Origin of the sequence: Paenibacillus sp. UMB7766-LJ446 (assembly GCF_030226665.1) — a bacterium.
GTDB classification, from domain to species: domain Bacteria; phylum Bacillota; class Bacilli; order Paenibacillales; family Paenibacillaceae; genus Paenibacillus; species Paenibacillus vandeheii.
Genome location: NZ_JASOYM010000001.1, coordinates 324,011 through 338,638 on the forward strand (window position 1 = coordinate 324,011; position 14,628 = coordinate 338,638).

The 14,628-nt window shown below is 39.5% G+C and carries 24 protein-coding genes; 4 read left to right on the top strand and 20 right to left on the bottom strand.

Going from position 1 to position 14,628, the window contains the following annotated elements; all coding sequences use genetic code 11:
- Positions 1-112 precede the first annotated feature (112 nt).
- Together QP794_RS01435 and QP794_RS01440 are read right to left on the bottom strand one after the other, a co-directional pair.
- On the bottom strand, positions 113-1,465 hold the full coding sequence (locus QP794_RS01435) for a jacalin-like lectin (RefSeq protein WP_285074590.1): 1,353 nt from the start codon (positions 1,463-1,465) through the stop codon (positions 113-115).
- 426 nt (positions 1,466-1,891) lie between these two features.
- Positions 1,892-2,044: a hypothetical protein gene (locus QP794_RS01440; RefSeq protein ID WP_285074591.1), complete on the bottom strand. Its 153-nt coding sequence runs from the start codon at positions 2,042-2,044 to the stop codon at positions 1,892-1,894.
- 149 nt (positions 2,045-2,193) lie between these two features.
- Between QP794_RS01440 and QP794_RS01445 the strand changes: the two genes are divergently transcribed.
- A complete protein-coding gene (locus QP794_RS01445) occupies positions 2,194-2,358 on the top strand; it encodes a helix-turn-helix domain-containing protein (RefSeq protein ID WP_285074592.1) in 165 nt (54 codons plus the stop codon).
- A 286-nt stretch (positions 2,359-2,644) separates the two neighbouring features.
- Here the strand turns inward: QP794_RS01445 and QP794_RS01450 are convergent, their stop codons facing one another.
- The 9 genes from QP794_RS01450 to QP794_RS01490 all read right to left on the bottom strand — a co-directional run bounded on the left by QP794_RS01450 (position 2,645) and on the right by QP794_RS01490 (position 6,697).
- A complete protein-coding gene (locus QP794_RS01450) occupies positions 2,645-3,370 on the bottom strand; it encodes a LytTR family transcriptional regulator DNA-binding domain-containing protein (protein ID WP_285074593.1) in 726 nt (241 codons plus the stop codon).
- A 6-nt stretch (positions 3,371-3,376) separates the two neighbouring features.
- Positions 3,377-3,499, bottom strand: coding sequence for a hypothetical protein (locus QP794_RS01455; protein ID WP_285074594.1), 123 nt, complete (start codon positions 3,497-3,499; stop codon positions 3,377-3,379).
- Position 3,500: 1 nt separating this feature from the next.
- Complete coding sequence (locus QP794_RS01460; RefSeq protein WP_285074595.1) at positions 3,501-4,028, bottom strand: accessory gene regulator B family protein; 528 nt, start codon at positions 4,026-4,028, stop codon at positions 3,501-3,503.
- Positions 3,976-4,680, bottom strand: coding sequence for a hypothetical protein (locus QP794_RS01465; RefSeq protein WP_285074596.1), 705 nt, complete (start codon positions 4,678-4,680; stop codon positions 3,976-3,978). Before QP794_RS01465 ends, QP794_RS01460 begins: the two co-directional genes overlap by 53 nt.
- 106 nt (positions 4,681-4,786) lie before the next feature.
- Entirely contained in the window at positions 4,787-5,122 is a 336-nt protein-coding gene (locus tag QP794_RS01470) for a YolD-like family protein (protein ID WP_285074597.1), read from the bottom strand.
- A gap of 14 nt (positions 5,123-5,136) precedes the next feature.
- Positions 5,137-5,418 carry a hypothetical protein gene (locus tag QP794_RS01475; protein WP_285074598.1) on the bottom strand — a complete coding sequence of 94 codons (282 nt, stop codon included), beginning with the start codon at positions 5,416-5,418 and terminating at the stop codon, positions 5,137-5,139.
- Positions 5,419-5,429: 11 nt separating this feature from the next.
- Positions 5,430-5,624: a hypothetical protein gene (locus tag QP794_RS01480; RefSeq protein ID WP_285074599.1), complete on the bottom strand. Its 195-nt coding sequence runs from the start codon at positions 5,622-5,624 to the stop codon at positions 5,430-5,432.
- Between the two features lie 135 nt (positions 5,625-5,759).
- Entirely contained in the window at positions 5,760-6,047 is a 288-nt protein-coding gene (locus QP794_RS01485) for a hypothetical protein (protein ID WP_285074600.1), read from the bottom strand.
- Positions 6,023-6,697 (bottom strand): hypothetical protein, encoded by a 675-nt coding sequence (locus QP794_RS01490; protein WP_285074601.1) that lies wholly within the window; start codon positions 6,695-6,697, stop codon positions 6,023-6,025. The genes QP794_RS01485 and QP794_RS01490 overlap by 25 nt, the downstream gene beginning before the upstream one ends.
- 268 nt (positions 6,698-6,965) lie before the next feature.
- Between QP794_RS01490 and QP794_RS01495 the strand changes: the two genes are divergently transcribed.
- From QP794_RS01495 to QP794_RS01505, 3 genes are all read left to right on the top strand, one after another.
- Positions 6,966-7,823, top strand: a complete 858-nt coding sequence (locus tag QP794_RS01495) for an ATP-dependent DNA ligase (RefSeq protein WP_285074602.1) — start codon at positions 6,966-6,968, stop codon at positions 7,821-7,823.
- A 36-nt stretch (positions 7,824-7,859) separates the two neighbouring features.
- Positions 7,860-8,531: an SOS response-associated peptidase gene (locus QP794_RS01500; RefSeq protein ID WP_285074603.1), complete on the top strand. Its 672-nt coding sequence runs from the start codon at positions 7,860-7,862 to the stop codon at positions 8,529-8,531.
- A 149-nt stretch (positions 8,532-8,680) separates the two neighbouring features.
- Complete coding sequence (locus QP794_RS01505; RefSeq protein ID WP_285074604.1) at positions 8,681-9,478, top strand: hypothetical protein; 798 nt, start codon at positions 8,681-8,683, stop codon at positions 9,476-9,478.
- A 33-nt stretch (positions 9,479-9,511) separates the two neighbouring features.
- Here the strand turns inward: QP794_RS01505 and QP794_RS01510 are convergent, their stop codons facing one another.
- The 9 genes from QP794_RS01510 to QP794_RS01550 all read right to left on the bottom strand — a co-directional run bounded on the left by QP794_RS01510 (position 9,512) and on the right by QP794_RS01550 (position 14,623).
- Positions 9,512-9,721, bottom strand: a complete 210-nt coding sequence (locus tag QP794_RS01510) for a hypothetical protein (RefSeq protein ID WP_285074605.1) — start codon at positions 9,719-9,721, stop codon at positions 9,512-9,514.
- Positions 9,722-9,800: 79 nt separating this feature from the next.
- Positions 9,801-10,373 (bottom strand): hypothetical protein, encoded by a 573-nt coding sequence (locus tag QP794_RS01515; protein WP_285074606.1) that lies wholly within the window; start codon positions 10,371-10,373, stop codon positions 9,801-9,803.
- A complete protein-coding gene (locus QP794_RS01520) occupies positions 10,370-10,894 on the bottom strand; it encodes a hypothetical protein (RefSeq protein WP_285074607.1) in 525 nt (174 codons plus the stop codon). The genes QP794_RS01515 and QP794_RS01520 overlap by 4 nt, the downstream gene beginning before the upstream one ends.
- Entirely contained in the window at positions 10,866-12,056 is a 1,191-nt protein-coding gene (locus tag QP794_RS01525) for a hypothetical protein (RefSeq protein ID WP_285074608.1), read from the bottom strand. The genes QP794_RS01520 and QP794_RS01525 overlap by 29 nt, the downstream gene beginning before the upstream one ends.
- Positions 12,057-12,199: 143 nt before the next feature.
- Complete coding sequence (locus QP794_RS01530) at positions 12,200-13,069, bottom strand: peptidoglycan recognition protein family protein (RefSeq protein ID WP_285074609.1); 870 nt, start codon at positions 13,067-13,069, stop codon at positions 12,200-12,202.
- A complete protein-coding gene (locus QP794_RS01535) occupies positions 13,066-13,335 on the bottom strand; it encodes a phage holin family protein (RefSeq protein WP_285074610.1) in 270 nt (89 codons plus the stop codon). The genes QP794_RS01530 and QP794_RS01535 overlap by 4 nt, the downstream gene beginning before the upstream one ends.
- Positions 13,336-13,338: 3 nt before the next feature.
- Positions 13,339-13,641 (bottom strand): hemolysin XhlA family protein, encoded by a 303-nt coding sequence (locus QP794_RS01540; RefSeq protein ID WP_285074611.1) that lies wholly within the window; start codon positions 13,639-13,641, stop codon positions 13,339-13,341.
- 40 nt (positions 13,642-13,681) lie between these two features.
- On the bottom strand, positions 13,682-13,876 hold the full coding sequence (locus QP794_RS01545) for a hypothetical protein (protein WP_285075188.1): 195 nt from the start codon (positions 13,874-13,876) through the stop codon (positions 13,682-13,684).
- Positions 13,877-14,047: 171 nt separating this feature from the next.
- On the bottom strand, positions 14,048-14,623 hold the full coding sequence (locus tag QP794_RS01550; protein WP_285074612.1) for a stalk domain-containing protein: 576 nt from the start codon (positions 14,621-14,623) through the stop codon (positions 14,048-14,050).
- Between the last annotated feature and the right edge of the window lie 5 nt (positions 14,624-14,628).

A 14,628-nucleotide genomic window follows, 5' to 3' on the forward strand; every position in this document is an offset into this window, starting at 1 on the left:
AAAAGAACCGCTCAGAATGTTATTGGTCCAAACCCTGCGGTCTTTTCCAATGCTTATTCCAAGCGGTGATATAGATTATTATCTGTTCTCTATCGTTCCAAGATTAAGGGGATTAAGGTTGGACAGGCTTATAAATAACTCCAAGCTGATCAATCTCTTGATCGGCTCTTCCATAAAACCCGGCGATATACCAACCCGCAGGCGCGTCCAGAATGATCTGCTCCGAAGTCTTCTGGCCCCCTGCAATTTTATTCCCCAGATTGGTCGTTAATTCAAGGTGAAAGATTCGTTTATCTCCATTTCGTGTCCCCTGACTAATCGTTGCCCGTGTTAGATATTCACCATTAGCGAGATTCAGTGTGGAAGTATTGGATTTCCCTCCATGTGTCAGACTCGTTCCATCTCGATACAACGTCGTAATACCATCCACACGGTTGCCCGTGTCCAGTACAATTGAGCCAGGCTGCGCATCAGGGATGCGCTCCAAATCATTAAAGCCAGTCCCGCCTGCTCCTCCAATGGTTGAACTGAGTCGATATGCAGGTGAAACACTGTATACAAAATTTGCTGTAATCGGAAAATGATCAGACAGTTGATTTCCAGACGGATCAACGAATTTCTGATCTTCCACACGATAACTTGCGGCATTCAATGTTAACGCTTTGCTTCCACGGTATAAGATTTTGTCCACAATTTCATAATTGGGGCCATTGACGTTGCCAGCATCCATAAGCGCTTCTCCGTCTGCCGGAATGCTTCCACCCCGGACGAGATCAATCCAGGGATCATGCAATTCATTTTCCGTCAGCAGCATCTCGATGTTGTCTGAAGCACGGGTATAACGAGTATTCGTATCGCCAAAAACAATGACCGCGTTGCCCTCAGATTGATTTTTTATGTATTCGGAAAGCTGTCTGATGTTATCACGTCTGGCTTCAAGCGATTTATCATCGTCGCCTGCGTCTGCGTGCAGATTATATACATCAATTTTCACGCCAGGTGCAATCTCGTAGGTTGCTGCGGTGAAACCTTTGGGCGTCAGCTCATCACTTCCATTATCAAACAGACCGGATCGCTTGTTCCAGGTTATCCTTTTCAAGTCACGGAACGGATACCGGGATAAACTGTTCAGCCCGCTTCCAAAGCCGGCTAGCCCGCTCGTTTGCGTCAAATAAGGCAGGGTTACTTGCGAAATCAACTGGTTGTGGTAATTAAAATCCTCCTGCACATTAATGATGTCATAGTCGTTCAGCTTGGGGGAAATCTGCACCGTATACTCTTGAGGCTTGGAACTGGAAACGAGACTGGGGAGGCCGCCTACATTATAACTTAGGATGTTGAACGAACCGGAGGCTGCTCCGTCCTCAGCAGCATGGGCAGCAGGGGAGTACAGAGGTAATATGCTGAATGTAACCAGCGCTGATAATAATAAAGCCTTTGTTCTTTTTGCTAATGGTTGTCTCATAAACTATCCCTCCTCATATTTGAATCCATTCAAATATATGTACTCAGTGTTACGGGGAAAATAAATCAATGTATATTTTTGTATTTTTAAACATTTCAAATCTGGTTCAGGCCTGCATACAGAGGCATATCCTCCACAAAACAAAAAAAGATCGAGGGAAAATCCCTCGATCTTTTTTTGCAGCTGTATTAACCGATGCTGCCTTCCATTTCGAACTTGATCAAAGGACATTTTCAAAATTATTCAAACGTTATGATGACAAGGCGTTTTATGGTTTTGGAGAACTATACCTCATCAAAGTTTATCAATATTTATTGTACTTTATCGGCACGAAATCGGCACGATCGGCATATCGTGCCGATTTTTTTCTTCATTAATATATATCAAATTAAGTTGGTTGATTATCATTGCTGTAAACATAATGGATTATCCCACTTCTATAGAATAAGTATGGGAAGGCATTACTACTGTAAATATCAAAGGTGCGTCTAAACGATATTCAAGAATAATTGCCATAATGTATAGTTCAGCGCTCCTCATTTCAATATCCCACGGAAATTCCACTCTTAATTTCTTCATTCCCTATCCCCCAATGATGTCATTAGTGCTAGTTTATTTAATTCCGCAACACATGGTATACTAATCTTCGAAATTTGATTGAAGGAGTCCTCTTGGTGGAAGTTATCCGAGGGAGATGCTTACTTCAGTACTGGCTTGATCACCGCCAAATGACCCAAGCCGAATTCTCACGTCGTACAGGTTGGTCCAAAAGAATGATCTCGTTTTTCGCGACAAGTCAACGCCCTATGAATGTAGAAGCTATGTACCTGGCGGCGATGATCTTGGATATTCAAATGGAACAACTGTATGAGTGGGAAGTACTTACGAAGTAAGTCGCGGAGTATTCCGCTCTCCCCGGCCGAATGAGTACTAGTATAGTACTCAAAATTCGCGATCCACACACCCCTCTCAAGCTACATATCTATTCAGCTTTGAATGTTACCCTATATTTATCCCCCTCCAATACTCAATTCTTGTTTTTTCCAATTTAATAATAACATGTCGCAGCCGTGTAACTTGTCGATGGTTGTCGAAACTTTCCCTTGTTACCTAGTATCGATTTATCTTGACAATGATTGTATTTAGTGATAAATAAAAACCCGGTTACCCCGGGCTTGATTAATTGATAAGTCCTTTTAGAGCTTTAAGTTTACTTCTCGCTACAGTAACTTTATAATCAGAATCTTTAAAGATTGCTGTAGAACCAAATATTTGCTCATCAATTCTCTCGATCCAATAAGGATTGACCAGGTTACCATTATGCGCAGGGTATAGATATGGCATAGCCTCAGCACAAGCTTTGTATGTAAGCCCAACCGTGAAGAGGCCTGTACTTGTGTGGAACCGAGGTACATAATAGTTGGCTTTCGGCTCCCACATATCTATATAGTAAATATCACAAACGTTAAAGAATCTACTTGTTGATAGCTGCCCGTTCTCCACTATTTCTACACCAAAAATCTGCCTGCTGTCCTTCTTTAACTGCTTCACTTCATCTACGATATCTTTCCAAACCTTGAGATTCTTCTGGTTGATTCCGGTATGTATATCGTCTTTAAAGTATGCAATTCCGCCATATGAACCGGTCAAAACACGCTCTATGTTATCGACGTTCACCAGGTTTGAACCATCAAGGAATTTAAAATTAGGGAAAGCCATTTCGCATGCACTCAACGTTGTAAGCACGGTAAAGTTCCCTGCTCTTGTATAAAAAAATGGGACATTATAGTTTTTCGAAGGCTTCCACATTTCGATGCCCATGATATCATTCTCGGAAAAGGAAAAGCGAGGCCCGTAAGAGCCATCGCTTTGGACTTGAACACCTATTATTAATCGATCATTCATTAAGGATCACTTCTTCTTCAATTCTTCTGGCATTTTCATCGCTCCAACAATGCTTTTGCGTTTCTTAGAAGACTTCTTTGCCCCTTTTGTTAGGTCAATAGAAAGCGCTCTTGCTATTTTTTTATTCAATTTAACCACCTCCTTCATGTTTTGTCCATACTGGAAGAATTAGAATTGCTTGAATAAAGAATGCCAATGTAATTTCAGGTGACTTCACTACAAAATTCATTGCTACCAGCGCAGCAGAAATCCATTTTAGCCATCGGTCCCAGGATGTAGGATTTACATACTCAAATTCATTCGGCGCATACAGTAATACAATAATGAGACTTATTGTATTCAAAAGTAGAATTGTTTCGAAATCTAAATTTATCAACGGAATAAGAGCTGCTACAAACCCCGTTACAATAGAGCATATCGTTATTGGCAAGTGCACTCCGCCTGAAAACTTCCTCAAAATTACGAATGAAAACAAAGTAATCAGAGATCCAAAAAAAGTACCAAATACCAAACTTAGAATCACTGTAAGTAACAAACCAGTATACCAATTAAGACGCAGCCCTAATTCATATTCCAATATCTCAACCGTTCCCGGACCATCTGAATCAGCCTTTTTTATGCTTATTGCGATACGCCTCGACAGCCGCTCTAATATCACCTCGCTCCCTCCTTATAGAAAAGAGATAGGAAACGCCAAATGTTAATATTGCTAGGACTAAAAGCCATGTCGGATCAGAGTTATACAACAAGACCAGAGTCATACAAATCGTAAATGCAGAAATTATTGTTCCTATTAAGTATGGTAGATTAACACTGGATAAGTAATTTTCCTTCGTCAAAAAGTCGTGAGGCGGTCTTATAATAAACGAGAATCCATAATCAAACATTGATAGAAAAAAGCAGATTACATAAGCGACAAGTATTGATGAAGATTGAAGAAGATAAACCAGGCTTCCTGCATTCTGTTGGATCACATTCACATGCATTACATCAAAGAAATTGAAGAGGTGATAAATCCCCATTTGAATGGCTGCATATGCTGATATTCCTGCGCCAGCAATGAAGGATGACAAATGTATTTTCAACTCCATCCCAAAGCGTAAGAACAGTACGAAGAAAATGTACTGTAAAGGTAAATCCAGTTTTGGAGACTCTAACGTAATGCGCATCATATAAGAAAATGTAGCAATAAAGAAAACAAAAAAGGTAATTTTCACTCCATACTCTCTGAATGGTAACATGTACAGTTTTAGTATTAATAACAACATTGCTAAGGCGTCAAAAATTCCAAGGGTAATATAAATAACCACGTCAACTTGGCACCATCCCTAATTAAAATAACTATTTTAGTTATTATAAAGGACGAAGTGGCAATTCCATAGCCAAATTCATACAAATCCATTGTTTACAGAATGACTACATAGATACTGACATGATATTAGCTAACTTGATATATTTCCAATCACCATCAGCAAACACCAGCTTGATCTCCTTGAGAAACGTATTTACCACCGATACAATCCCCTCATAGATCTCATCCTCAACAGGGTCAAAGACTGTGACTCGAACACGTATGCGCTGGTGAAAGGAGTCATTCAGCAGGCCGTAAATAAGCTGCAATTCCTGCTCATCCAAAATCGGCTTTTCCTTCTCTAACAACTGCTCTTGTTGTGTCATCCATGCCTCCCTGTGTTCAGGCATTATCATCCTGGATGACTCATACAATCCGTTATCTTTCAGTCTACTACGCATGACAAGTACCTCCCTTAATATTCAGTCCAATAGTCGATGTTCCCCGGAGGTGGCGTGTGCTCTATCTTAGGACGTTCACCCTCACGCTCCCAGCCTTCCAAAATGACTATGTTAGATGTATCTGACTTGTCATCCCAATGTATGTATTCCGCAGCCACAAGAGCGTCCAAAGCAGCCATGACATCTGGCTTATGCTTCCCTGTTTTGACCGTTAGCTCGTGAATTGTGGGAAACCTACGTCGCCCACCTTTGTAGTTGTACAAGATCCTCAGTACCTTGCGTTGAAAATCCGTCATTTTAAGTCCCCCTATGCTGTCGTTCTTATTGGACGGCATGCCAGTAAACCGGATTCCCTAAACGTACGTGGCTTTCCCGACAATAGATCGTCAGCTTTAATCATTCCCGACCGTATGCTCTTGACCTGGATACGTCGTTTGGTGATCTTTCCACTTTGATCCTCATAGATAATTTCAACCAACCAACCCAAGTATTTAACTGGCATGTTCATCCCTCCAATAAACAGAATACATGTTCGCTTTTTTTATTATATGCGAATATACGTTCGTTATTCAACATAAAAAAATACCCAGTCCGAAGACTGGGCATTTTCTTGTTTTCTTTAACTGATACAGTCCAATTAGAACACAGCCGTGATAGTTAACTCATCATTTTTAAATAGCTCTAAAAATGTTTTCCCGTTAAGTTTGCTCTCCTTAATCATTTCTTCATAAGTTGTAAAGATTGGACCTTGCGTTTTGTTTTCACATACAAAAGCAAAGCCATCTTTATGAGAAAGGAATGCATACTGTTTGTTATCAAAGACAAATTCTATTTCTCTATGCTCCCAAATAAACTGAAGAATTTCTTCGTAAGTAAACTTTTCACTCATATCATCACCACCTAGAATCTTTGACCATTGATCCATTTATGTCTATGCGGAAACGTATGTGATCCATCCGCATTTGAATGGTCGTAGTCGATATCTTCGTCTGCATTACCATTTTTATCATAGTATCTACGTTGTTTCAACCCCTTCGAATCGTACAGATCTTCGGTAGAACGTGGTTTGCCGGTTCTTTCAAGAGTATTTTTATATGGTGGGCGTCTATCCGTATGTGTACCTGCTTTAGTACCATTTTTCTTAGCGTCCTGATAAGCCTTTTCTGCTGCAATTTCTGCTTCGGCTGCATCCTTTTCCGCAAAATAAGCTTTAACTTTATTATATATCGTTGAACCCGCGTAGTATGTAACACCTCCTACAACAATAACTCCAGTAGCTAGCAACGCGACTTCACCAACTCCTGGTATGAAATAAACACCGGCTGCCAATCCAATATTTGATACCGCTAATTGGTCGGCTGGTAATTGACCTCCAGATAGATCATCAACAGGAACTACATAGAAATCTTGATATGCATCTGTTGTTGCTGTTTCCTGCTCGGAATTTGTGTCCACTATAACTGATTGTTCTACTTTAACACTTTCATCTGACGGATCAGCAAAAACTTGAACACCTGCTACACCTGCAAATAATGATAATGATAGCATTGCACCCATAAACTTTCTTAAAACCATTCTCTCATCTCCTATTTTTTTAAAATTGAAGTGTAATCTTACCATATTAATATTAGTTAAAACATAAACAATATGTCACAAATAATATAATAACAAAATACATAATGGCGTATTATCAATTTATCTATAATACAAAAGTAGTAATTATTCGACATTTTTTTTATTTTATAGTTTAATAAACACAAATATTTTCAATTGAATATTTTATCCCATAACTTACCGCCTCAATCCTTTATGGCAAACGATATAATTGGGTTGAGGTGTTTTTATGTTTATCAGTCCAATGTTACTTGCAACAGCACCGGGTCCATTTAGTCACTCCAATTTTATATATGAACCTAAAGTTGATGGGCACCGGTTGATATATTCGCAACAGTCCGCCAATGTCCGGTTATACACACGTCACAATAACGATTGTACTCGTCAGTACCCTGAATTACTTCTGCCGTTTGACTCTGATCTTATCCTGGACGGCGAGGTCGCTTGCACTGATCCAGAGACAGGACTTAACGACTTTGAAGCAGTTATGAGTAGATTCAGCACAAAGCAGGCCATCAAGATAACGCAACTCACCAAGACGCTGCCGGCCACGTTCGCCATATTTGATATTCTTTTCTACCAAGGACAAGATCTACGTAAGCTACCTCTTATGGAACGCAAGATGATCCTACACAGTCTATCTCTTCCTTCCTTTAACTTTGGAGTTGTGCCTCACATAGAAGGCGCTGGAGAGGATCTATATGCTCAGATTGAAGCCATGGGTATGGAAGGTGTAGTCGGCAAGCGTAAGGATAGTCAGTACGTCAGCAGGCGTTCCAAAGACTGGCAGAAGATCATCAACTGGTCATACGCCGATGTTTATATCACTGGGTATCGAAAAACTGAATTCGGATGGCTTGCTGCTGTGCCCGATCTGTCCGGCAGGCTTCGACCAGCAGGAATAATTGAGCATGGCCCAAATCAAAAGCATAAGCTGGCATTCCGCGGTGTATGCCAGCAACTCGTAACAGGCCAAGATAATGATTATGTATACCTGGAACCGAAGATACAAGCCAGGGTCAAGATGCGGAACTGGACCAAATCCGGCTTGCTACGTATACCCGTGTTTGATCAATTTATCGTGTGATTATATATTGTAAAGACAATACAGGAGGTGCTTTGTATGTGTGGTAGATTTACGATCACTGACCCCATAGACGCTATAATGGACAGGTACTATGCATCTATTGCAGACGGATTTGAGTATCGCCCCAACTATAATGCTGCACCTATGCAGAACATCCCTACCATTATAGGGAGCAAAGACGGCAATAGACTGGGCTCGCTCAGATGGGGACTGGTACCAGTTTGGGCCAAAGATGACAAGATCGGCAACAAGATGATTAACGCTCGGGCTGAGACGTTAGCCCAGAAGCCGGCCTTCAAACGTCTGATCAACTCCAAGCGCTGCATCATCCCAACAAACGGATTTTATGAGTGGCGTAAGGAAGGATCGAGTAAACAACCTATGCGAATTCTGATGAAGAACGATAGCATCTTTTCTTTGGCTGGGCTGTACGATACCTGGACAGATCCAGACGGCAATAAACTGAGTACGTGCACCATTATTACAACCGAACCAAATAGCCTTATGGAAGACATTCATAATCGCATGCCTGTTATTCTGCACCCCGAGGATGAGGCGGAATGGCTCGGAAGAGATAGTGAAGGTATTAAGTCTCTTCTTGGTCTGCTTAAGCCATATCAAGCGTCTGAGATGAGAGCATATGAGGTACCAAAGGAAGTTGGTAATGTGCGTAATAATAATAAAGAATTATTAAAAGAAATAGGTTAAAGAGTTATTAGCTTTATCGACTTATAAGGTCGGTAGAGCTTTTTTATTACTTCTAACACTTAATTGAATATATAGTTATTATTGTTTAGACCACCCTTGTTAAATTTTGTATTATTAAATTCGAATAAAAATTAGGAGGACAAGTTTAAATGAAAAGAAAGATTAATTTATTTTTAATTCTAACACTAATTGTATCAGTATTTATCCCCTTATCATCTGTGAGTGCCTATACGGGTGGGTATGCTAATGGAAAAGATTCCATAATTATGATCCCCGATAACTACTTCATTACAAAACCGCATGATTCGAAAGTTGTTACGACATTAATCACTGATAACAACGAAACAACAGGAACCTTACTTCCTAAAAGTAAAATGTTGATGATTGATTTAGGAACAGATAGAACAATCGATTCTTTTAAAATAAATAGTGATTTAAAAAGTATGAGAATTAGTTTTCAGGATCGATCTGTTGGTTACTTGCATGAGTTTACCCTTAATGGTGGTAGTGGGGCGCTCGAACCAATCCCAAACGGTAAAGTAATAAGTAAAGTAAGATACATCACTTTGTACACCATGTCTGGAGAAGATATCAACATAAATGAACTCGACTTTTTTTATAGTAAAGATCCAGATTCTGTACCCGATCCTACAAATCCTACAGACCCAACGAATCCTACAGACCCAACAGACCCAATTGAACCTACAGCAAATCATGCAATTCTAGTTGTAACAATGACAACTGGGCTAGAAAAAGAATATGATCTTCCAATTAGTGATGTAAATGCATTCCTCAACTGGTACGATGCTCGAGATGCAGGAACTGGCCCAGCTAAGTTCGCCATCAATAAATACAGCAACAATAAAGGTCCATTCAGCAAACGTACAGATTACGTGATATTCGATAAGATTTTAACGTTTGAAGTAAGTGAATATACAACCAAATAATAAGAAAAGAGCAGTGAGGTTATCCCTCCTGCTCTATTTTTGTACCCTAAACTCAAACGTATCACGGAAGTATCTCTTCCCTATGATCTTAATGGATACTGGGCTATACTCCTCCACCGGACCACCATAGTCAATGATATGTTCACGATCACCCAGGACATGCCAGACGGATACGCGGACCTGGGTTAGTGCTGCTACGAGGAAATCCATATCCGTAAATAATACTTTGTATGTATAATCCATGAATCCATCCATTTAATTAATTTAGCCCCTACTGGCGTAAAACCAGGCAGAGGCTTGGTCTATTTACAAAGTGACTCAATTATGAATTTTCTTCCAAAAAGTCATTTAGTTTTCTGATACAGTCATCAAATTGATATTTTAATCTTTGAATATTTTCTATTGAGACTTCTGCTGCTATATCTTCAATATCCATAGATTGAAATACTTGAATTTTTCTATAAATTGTATTCAAACTTATAAAAAGAGGCTCATCTAGTTTAGTTGCAACCCTAGAGGAGAATAAAATCCAAGTCTCTCTTGATAAATCAAATTTAATTAAAGATGCTTCCATTGTCTCAGTTACAATTATTGAATCAAGCGTTAGAGAATTGTTTTTTATTTCTTCCTTTAAAATGAAAGCTATATTAGCAACTTCTTGGAGTTCAGTTTTCTTTTGAGATTTTAATGATTCATCAATCTGAAACTTCGCCACAAAAAAGGCTATATATCCCCCAAGTATTCCCCCAATAATATTGCCTGAAAAACCAATCAATGCACTTACCCAATCTTGATTAGCCTTAAAATATGCAATAATAAGAGAAGAACTAACACTAATCGTAATTGTTAATATTATAATAGAAACTATAAGATAAATAACATACTTAATCTTCATTGAGCCGCCTCATACCTACCGTCTAAGTTACTTAATAATTGCCTTCGAGCTACACTTTTAGTTTTTAGTACATCGGATACTCGAAGGCTATCTACTTTTCCCCGGTTCCCCCCTGAAATTTGGAAAGTCTCACGTGTATCTCCAGAAGAGATAGGGGTCTCTGGATCTAAGCACCTTTCAAAAACAATTTCAATATAATCAGGACGTCTGAAAGGGACATATTCAAAGCTACAATGCTTACAACTGATAAGTTCATCCGGGACTTCGCCCATGCTTGCATATTGCCCATTTTGAGAATCACAACATGGGCAGATAGATTTAAATATCGGCTTAAGTACGCCAATTTCCGGTGATGACGATAGAGAGAACATATCAATAGCTAATTCAATATCAATATCACTTTGATTTGAAAATCGAACTGGCGATAAATTTCTTAAAACTGCCTTTCTCTGTATAGCAAGCCAAGAGTCCAATAAATTAATAGCAATTGCATTAATCTTGTACTCTCCTAAACGTCTCAATCTGGGATAATACATGATCCTTCTCACCTCCAGTAAGATATCTAAAAAAGTGAATAAGATAGTATTTCGAGTTAGCTTCTAACCTAACTTCTGTTTGTTTAGCTTCATAATCTTCAGGCAAAAAGAAAGTAACCCAAAGTTTATTGAATTTCCTTTGATCATCTATAGTGTCTCTGGTATCAAAATATATATCTGAGAGTTCAATACCATCACCTTCATTGGCCGACGCATTTACTCTAGCCCCAGTGTCATCAGCATAATGGAATTTTTCAATTGTTCCGATTTTACCCTCTGTGTATGCCTTAAAATTGAAAAAGTCATTTTGAATCAAAGCTCTTTCAAGTAATCTTTTAAACCTTGTAGGTAAATTTACAGGATCAGTGGAATTAGGCAATCCAACGATTTTTGCAAATTTGTTGCATATCGCTTCAATTTCTGGCAATAACGGTTCAACTTTTTTCACATATGGTTTTTCTGCCTTACTCGTTAATTCCCTAAACACATTATATAGCACACTTTTGAAATCGTCATTAGTGAGATATCGCAAGGAAAAAATATCAGTCAATAGAGTGGTGTACATTTCATATAAATAGTAAATTCTACCTGAAGATTCATTGGTATTCCCCCTCGGTCTAAATGACATTGTTAACAATTCACTCTCTGTATCTATTTCAACCCAAACATAATCCGTCTCGTCAACTTGTATAATTTCATTTTCGTCGAGAACCTTATTTGTCCAGAACAGTGAAGAGAAACCCATCTCAACTTTCAGCACATCATTCCCTGCACTAGTGTAATTGAAATAGACTAATTCAGGCTCTTCACTATCTGGAAATGAATTTACAATATTAGAAAATTTGGAGTTCGGATACCCTGCACTAGTTAGTGCATTCTTCAGCCTATCCACTGTACTTAGTTTTGTTAGCGAAGCTTTATTAAGTCTGACGCGATATATAGATCTGTTATGGCCGTTTTTTAACTCATGAGAAACGAATTCCTCCCATATACCATAAGGCAGTTTCCCTTCATTAAGGAATTGCTCGATACGATTTAGAATTTCTGTTTTAGCACCAGACGAAGGCACCCCCTGATTACGCAAAAACACTTTAATCGATTCGAAATTCAAGTAGCTTCTCAATCTGCTGTTTATTACATGTGGCATGCTGAAAGTCCCCCTCAATAGTTCTTGGGACTTATATTCTCTATATTGAAGCTTATCCCCTTCTTTTTTCGAAGAAATACAACAAATATTACTATATAACTACAAAAAATTCATTAATTAATTTAAAATTCCCTATTACACTTCTAAATCACTTTATTTTCGTTTTCTTTACGGTAGTTAATCACAAGTTGGCGCCAAAAGTCGTAACTCCCAGTTTTATCAGCAATGTAATCTTTATAAAACTCATAAGCTTTCTCTGCCCATTTAGGACATTCCATGTTCTCCTTGGCCTTCTGAGCAACGATCCACTTGGCCTGAGATTCAACTTTTGCCTTTAGTTCCTCCATTTGTTTCTTTTCTTCTGATGTCATTGGATCTCCATCCCCTTCCTTAATACGCTTGAGTTCAGCTTTGATAGCTGGAATGAATCCTCGCTCAGCAGCAGATCGTGTATTCCCCTCTCCAAAGAATTTTGTTCCTGGACAAGTCTTGCTGGACTTACCTTTCTCATAATCACCTAACCATGCACCAGAAGGCGTATACCAAGCGTGATACACAATATGGGATGTATCAATAAGTATGTTTAGCTTGAGTACGAGACAGGCGTACAGGTGGACTACAGATTGTTTCTGCACAGCAGTCATTGTGTCTCCACCTTGATCAAAGTTACCTATGATCTCAATACACAAAGCGCCAGTATTTGCTCCCTTGATTCCAGCCGGTGTTTTGTTTAGATCCCGATCCAAACTGATAGCGATACGTCCATCCTCAAGTACAGTTATGTTTTGTCCTGTACCAGACCATCCCTGTGATAGATGGTACGTCCTCATTCCCTCAAGACATTTCCATACATCTTGTTTAGCTACCCCATTGATCATCTGGCGAGTAGTGTAGTTAGGTGCAGCCGTATGATGAACTTGGATCTTGTCTATGCTTCTGGTTATTTTCTGTTTGTCGAGCCACCCTTTAAATTCGGATGGCTCAAGTAACAAGAAATTGCCTTTTGAGATCATGTCTGATCAGTTCCTTTCTTCGCTTGCTTGACCACCTGGTTACCGAACACCGCAAATGCACCAACCAATATTCCTTGGATAAGCGATTCGGGAGACCAGCCGACTGTCCAACAGGTAATCACAATAGCGAATGCAGTTACGATGAAAACAATGGTCCAGTCAGGAATTTTCGGTATGCGCTTGATTCCAATTCCAAGCACCCAGCATGCAGCCAATACAATAAATAACTTAGGATCGATTAACGAAAATACAGTGCTCCAATCCATTTTTTACACTCCTCCTGTTTTCAAAATTAGAACAATTGCTCCGATAGCTATACCAATCAGGGTTGTTGCAATGGTCCTCCACAACCAGGTCTGAGTATTCTCAATCTTATCGAGTCTGTGATGGGCCGATTTGGTGGATTGCATAGCTTCCTTTGCCAGATCCCGTGTAGCTTCCAATGTGGCAGCCATTGCCGGTACTCCTTCAAGCGTCTTTTCCATTCTGGCCAACTGTACTTGGATACCCATAAGGACTTTCGTAGTTTCTTCCACAACACTGTTCACCTCACTTATAGTTGTGTCGCTCAATTGAATCCCCCATCTCTCTGTTCAGGAAAAATTTCCTGCCCTATTCACTTGTCTCCGAACTCTCTTTCTGTTTCTGAACTTCAATCGCTGCCAGTGCATTCCCAATCTCCAAATCTAAAGCTGTCAGAATTTCTTTTTGATTAAGTGGATGCGAACTAAGAACCGCAGTAATCACCTGGGTCAATTCTTCAACAGGTTTGTTCAAATCCAGTTTAACTTGGAGTGTATGTGTCATCTTTGCCAAGACCTTTCCTCCTCTCTATACGAAAATAAGCCCTTTCCAATTAAGGAATAGGGCTTCATGTATTTATTATCTTTTATCTTTGATACGTAATGGCTACGGATTTATAATTGTAAAAATAATCAAAAAAAGAGCCCGTATGTAACGGACCCTCACAGCATTAATTTATTTAGCAGTAAGTAGTGCTTCATCGATCAGCTTCAATTCGGCTTGTGCATCATCCACTAATTTTTGGTACTCATCTACTTTTTGTTTTGCAAGTCTGGTAGATTCCTCATCGCCCGCTGCTTTGATACCCTCGTATTCTTTAGTCACCTTTTCCAATCCGGCCACTAAAGGTGGCAAAATCTCAGAAGTATATCCTTTCTTCATTGATTCCAAGTAAGCTTTTGATTTGCCTTCAAATGAATTATTTCCGTTCGGGATATTTGAGCTATTAGTCGTTTCGGTTGCGGTCGCAGATTCCTCGCCAGATGTAATTGTTATCGTTTTTCCACTCACTTTTACGTCAGCTCCTAAAGCGTCAGACAAGGACCGTGCTGGAACATTCGCTCGAGAGTCAATAACTGAACCCTTGTCTGACAGTTTCTTTCCATCTACAACGATCGTATATTCCCCAGTTACCTTTTTCCCAACCATACTCTTTACAGTATCGGCAAATGCTCCTGCTGATGTCGAAAAAACCACGCCGATAATGATACCACCAGCAATATACGCAACTTTATGTGCAAACTTCTTCATGACTC

Bases quoted from the DNA above. Each gene is read 5' to 3' on its own strand.
- QP794_RS01445 (WP_285074592.1), top strand. From the start codon at position 2,194: ATGACCCAAGCCGAATTCTCACGTCGTACAGGTTGGTCCAAAAGAATG.
- QP794_RS01485 (WP_285074600.1), bottom strand. From the start codon at position 6,047: ATGGATCAATGGTCAAAGATTCTAGGTGGTGATGATATGAGTGAAAAG.
- QP794_RS01435 (WP_285074590.1), bottom strand. From the start codon at position 1,465: ATGAGACAACCATTAGCAAAAAGAACAAAGGCTTTATTATTATCAGCG.
- QP794_RS01530 (WP_285074609.1), bottom strand. From the start codon at position 13,069: ATGATCTCAAAAGGCAATTTCTTGTTACTTGAGCCATCCGAATTTAAA.
- QP794_RS01545 (WP_285075188.1), bottom strand. From the start codon at position 13,876: ATGACACATACACTCCAAGTTAAACTGGATTTGAACAAACCTGTTGAA.
- QP794_RS01475 (WP_285074598.1), bottom strand. From the start codon at position 5,418: ATGACGGATTTTCAACGCAAGGTACTGAGGATCTTGTACAACTACAAA.
- QP794_RS01500 (WP_285074603.1), top strand. From the start codon at position 7,860: ATGTGTGGTAGATTTACGATCACTGACCCCATAGACGCTATAATGGAC.
- QP794_RS01535 (WP_285074610.1), bottom strand. From the start codon at position 13,335: ATGGATTGGAGCACTGTATTTTCGTTAATCGATCCTAAGTTATTTATT.
- QP794_RS01515 (WP_285074606.1), bottom strand. From the start codon at position 10,373: ATGAAGATTAAGTATGTTATTTATCTTATAGTTTCTATTATAATATTA.
- QP794_RS01470 (WP_285074597.1), bottom strand. From the start codon at position 5,122: ATGCGTAGTAGACTGAAAGATAACGGATTGTATGAGTCATCCAGGATG.
- QP794_RS01525 (WP_285074608.1), bottom strand. From the start codon at position 12,056: ATGCCACATGTAATAAACAGCAGATTGAGAAGCTACTTGAATTTCGAA.
- QP794_RS01495 (WP_285074602.1), top strand. From the start codon at position 6,966: ATGTTTATCAGTCCAATGTTACTTGCAACAGCACCGGGTCCATTTAGT.
- QP794_RS01440 (WP_285074591.1), bottom strand. From the start codon at position 2,044: ATGAAGAAATTAAGAGTGGAATTTCCGTGGGATATTGAAATGAGGAGC.
- QP794_RS01550 (WP_285074612.1), bottom strand. From the start codon at position 14,623: ATGAAGAAGTTTGCACATAAAGTTGCGTATATTGCTGGTGGTATCATT.
- QP794_RS01510 (WP_285074605.1), bottom strand. From the start codon at position 9,721: ATGGATTATACATACAAAGTATTATTTACGGATATGGATTTCCTCGTA.
- QP794_RS01490 (WP_285074601.1), bottom strand. From the start codon at position 6,697: ATGGTTTTAAGAAAGTTTATGGGTGCAATGCTATCATTATCATTATTT.
- QP794_RS01450 (WP_285074593.1), bottom strand. From the start codon at position 3,370: ATGAATGATCGATTAATAATAGGTGTTCAAGTCCAAAGCGATGGCTCT.
- QP794_RS01480 (WP_285074599.1), bottom strand. From the start codon at position 5,624: ATGCCAGTTAAATACTTGGGTTGGTTGGTTGAAATTATCTATGAGGAT.
- QP794_RS01505 (WP_285074604.1), top strand. From the start codon at position 8,681: ATGAAAAGAAAGATTAATTTATTTTTAATTCTAACACTAATTGTATCA.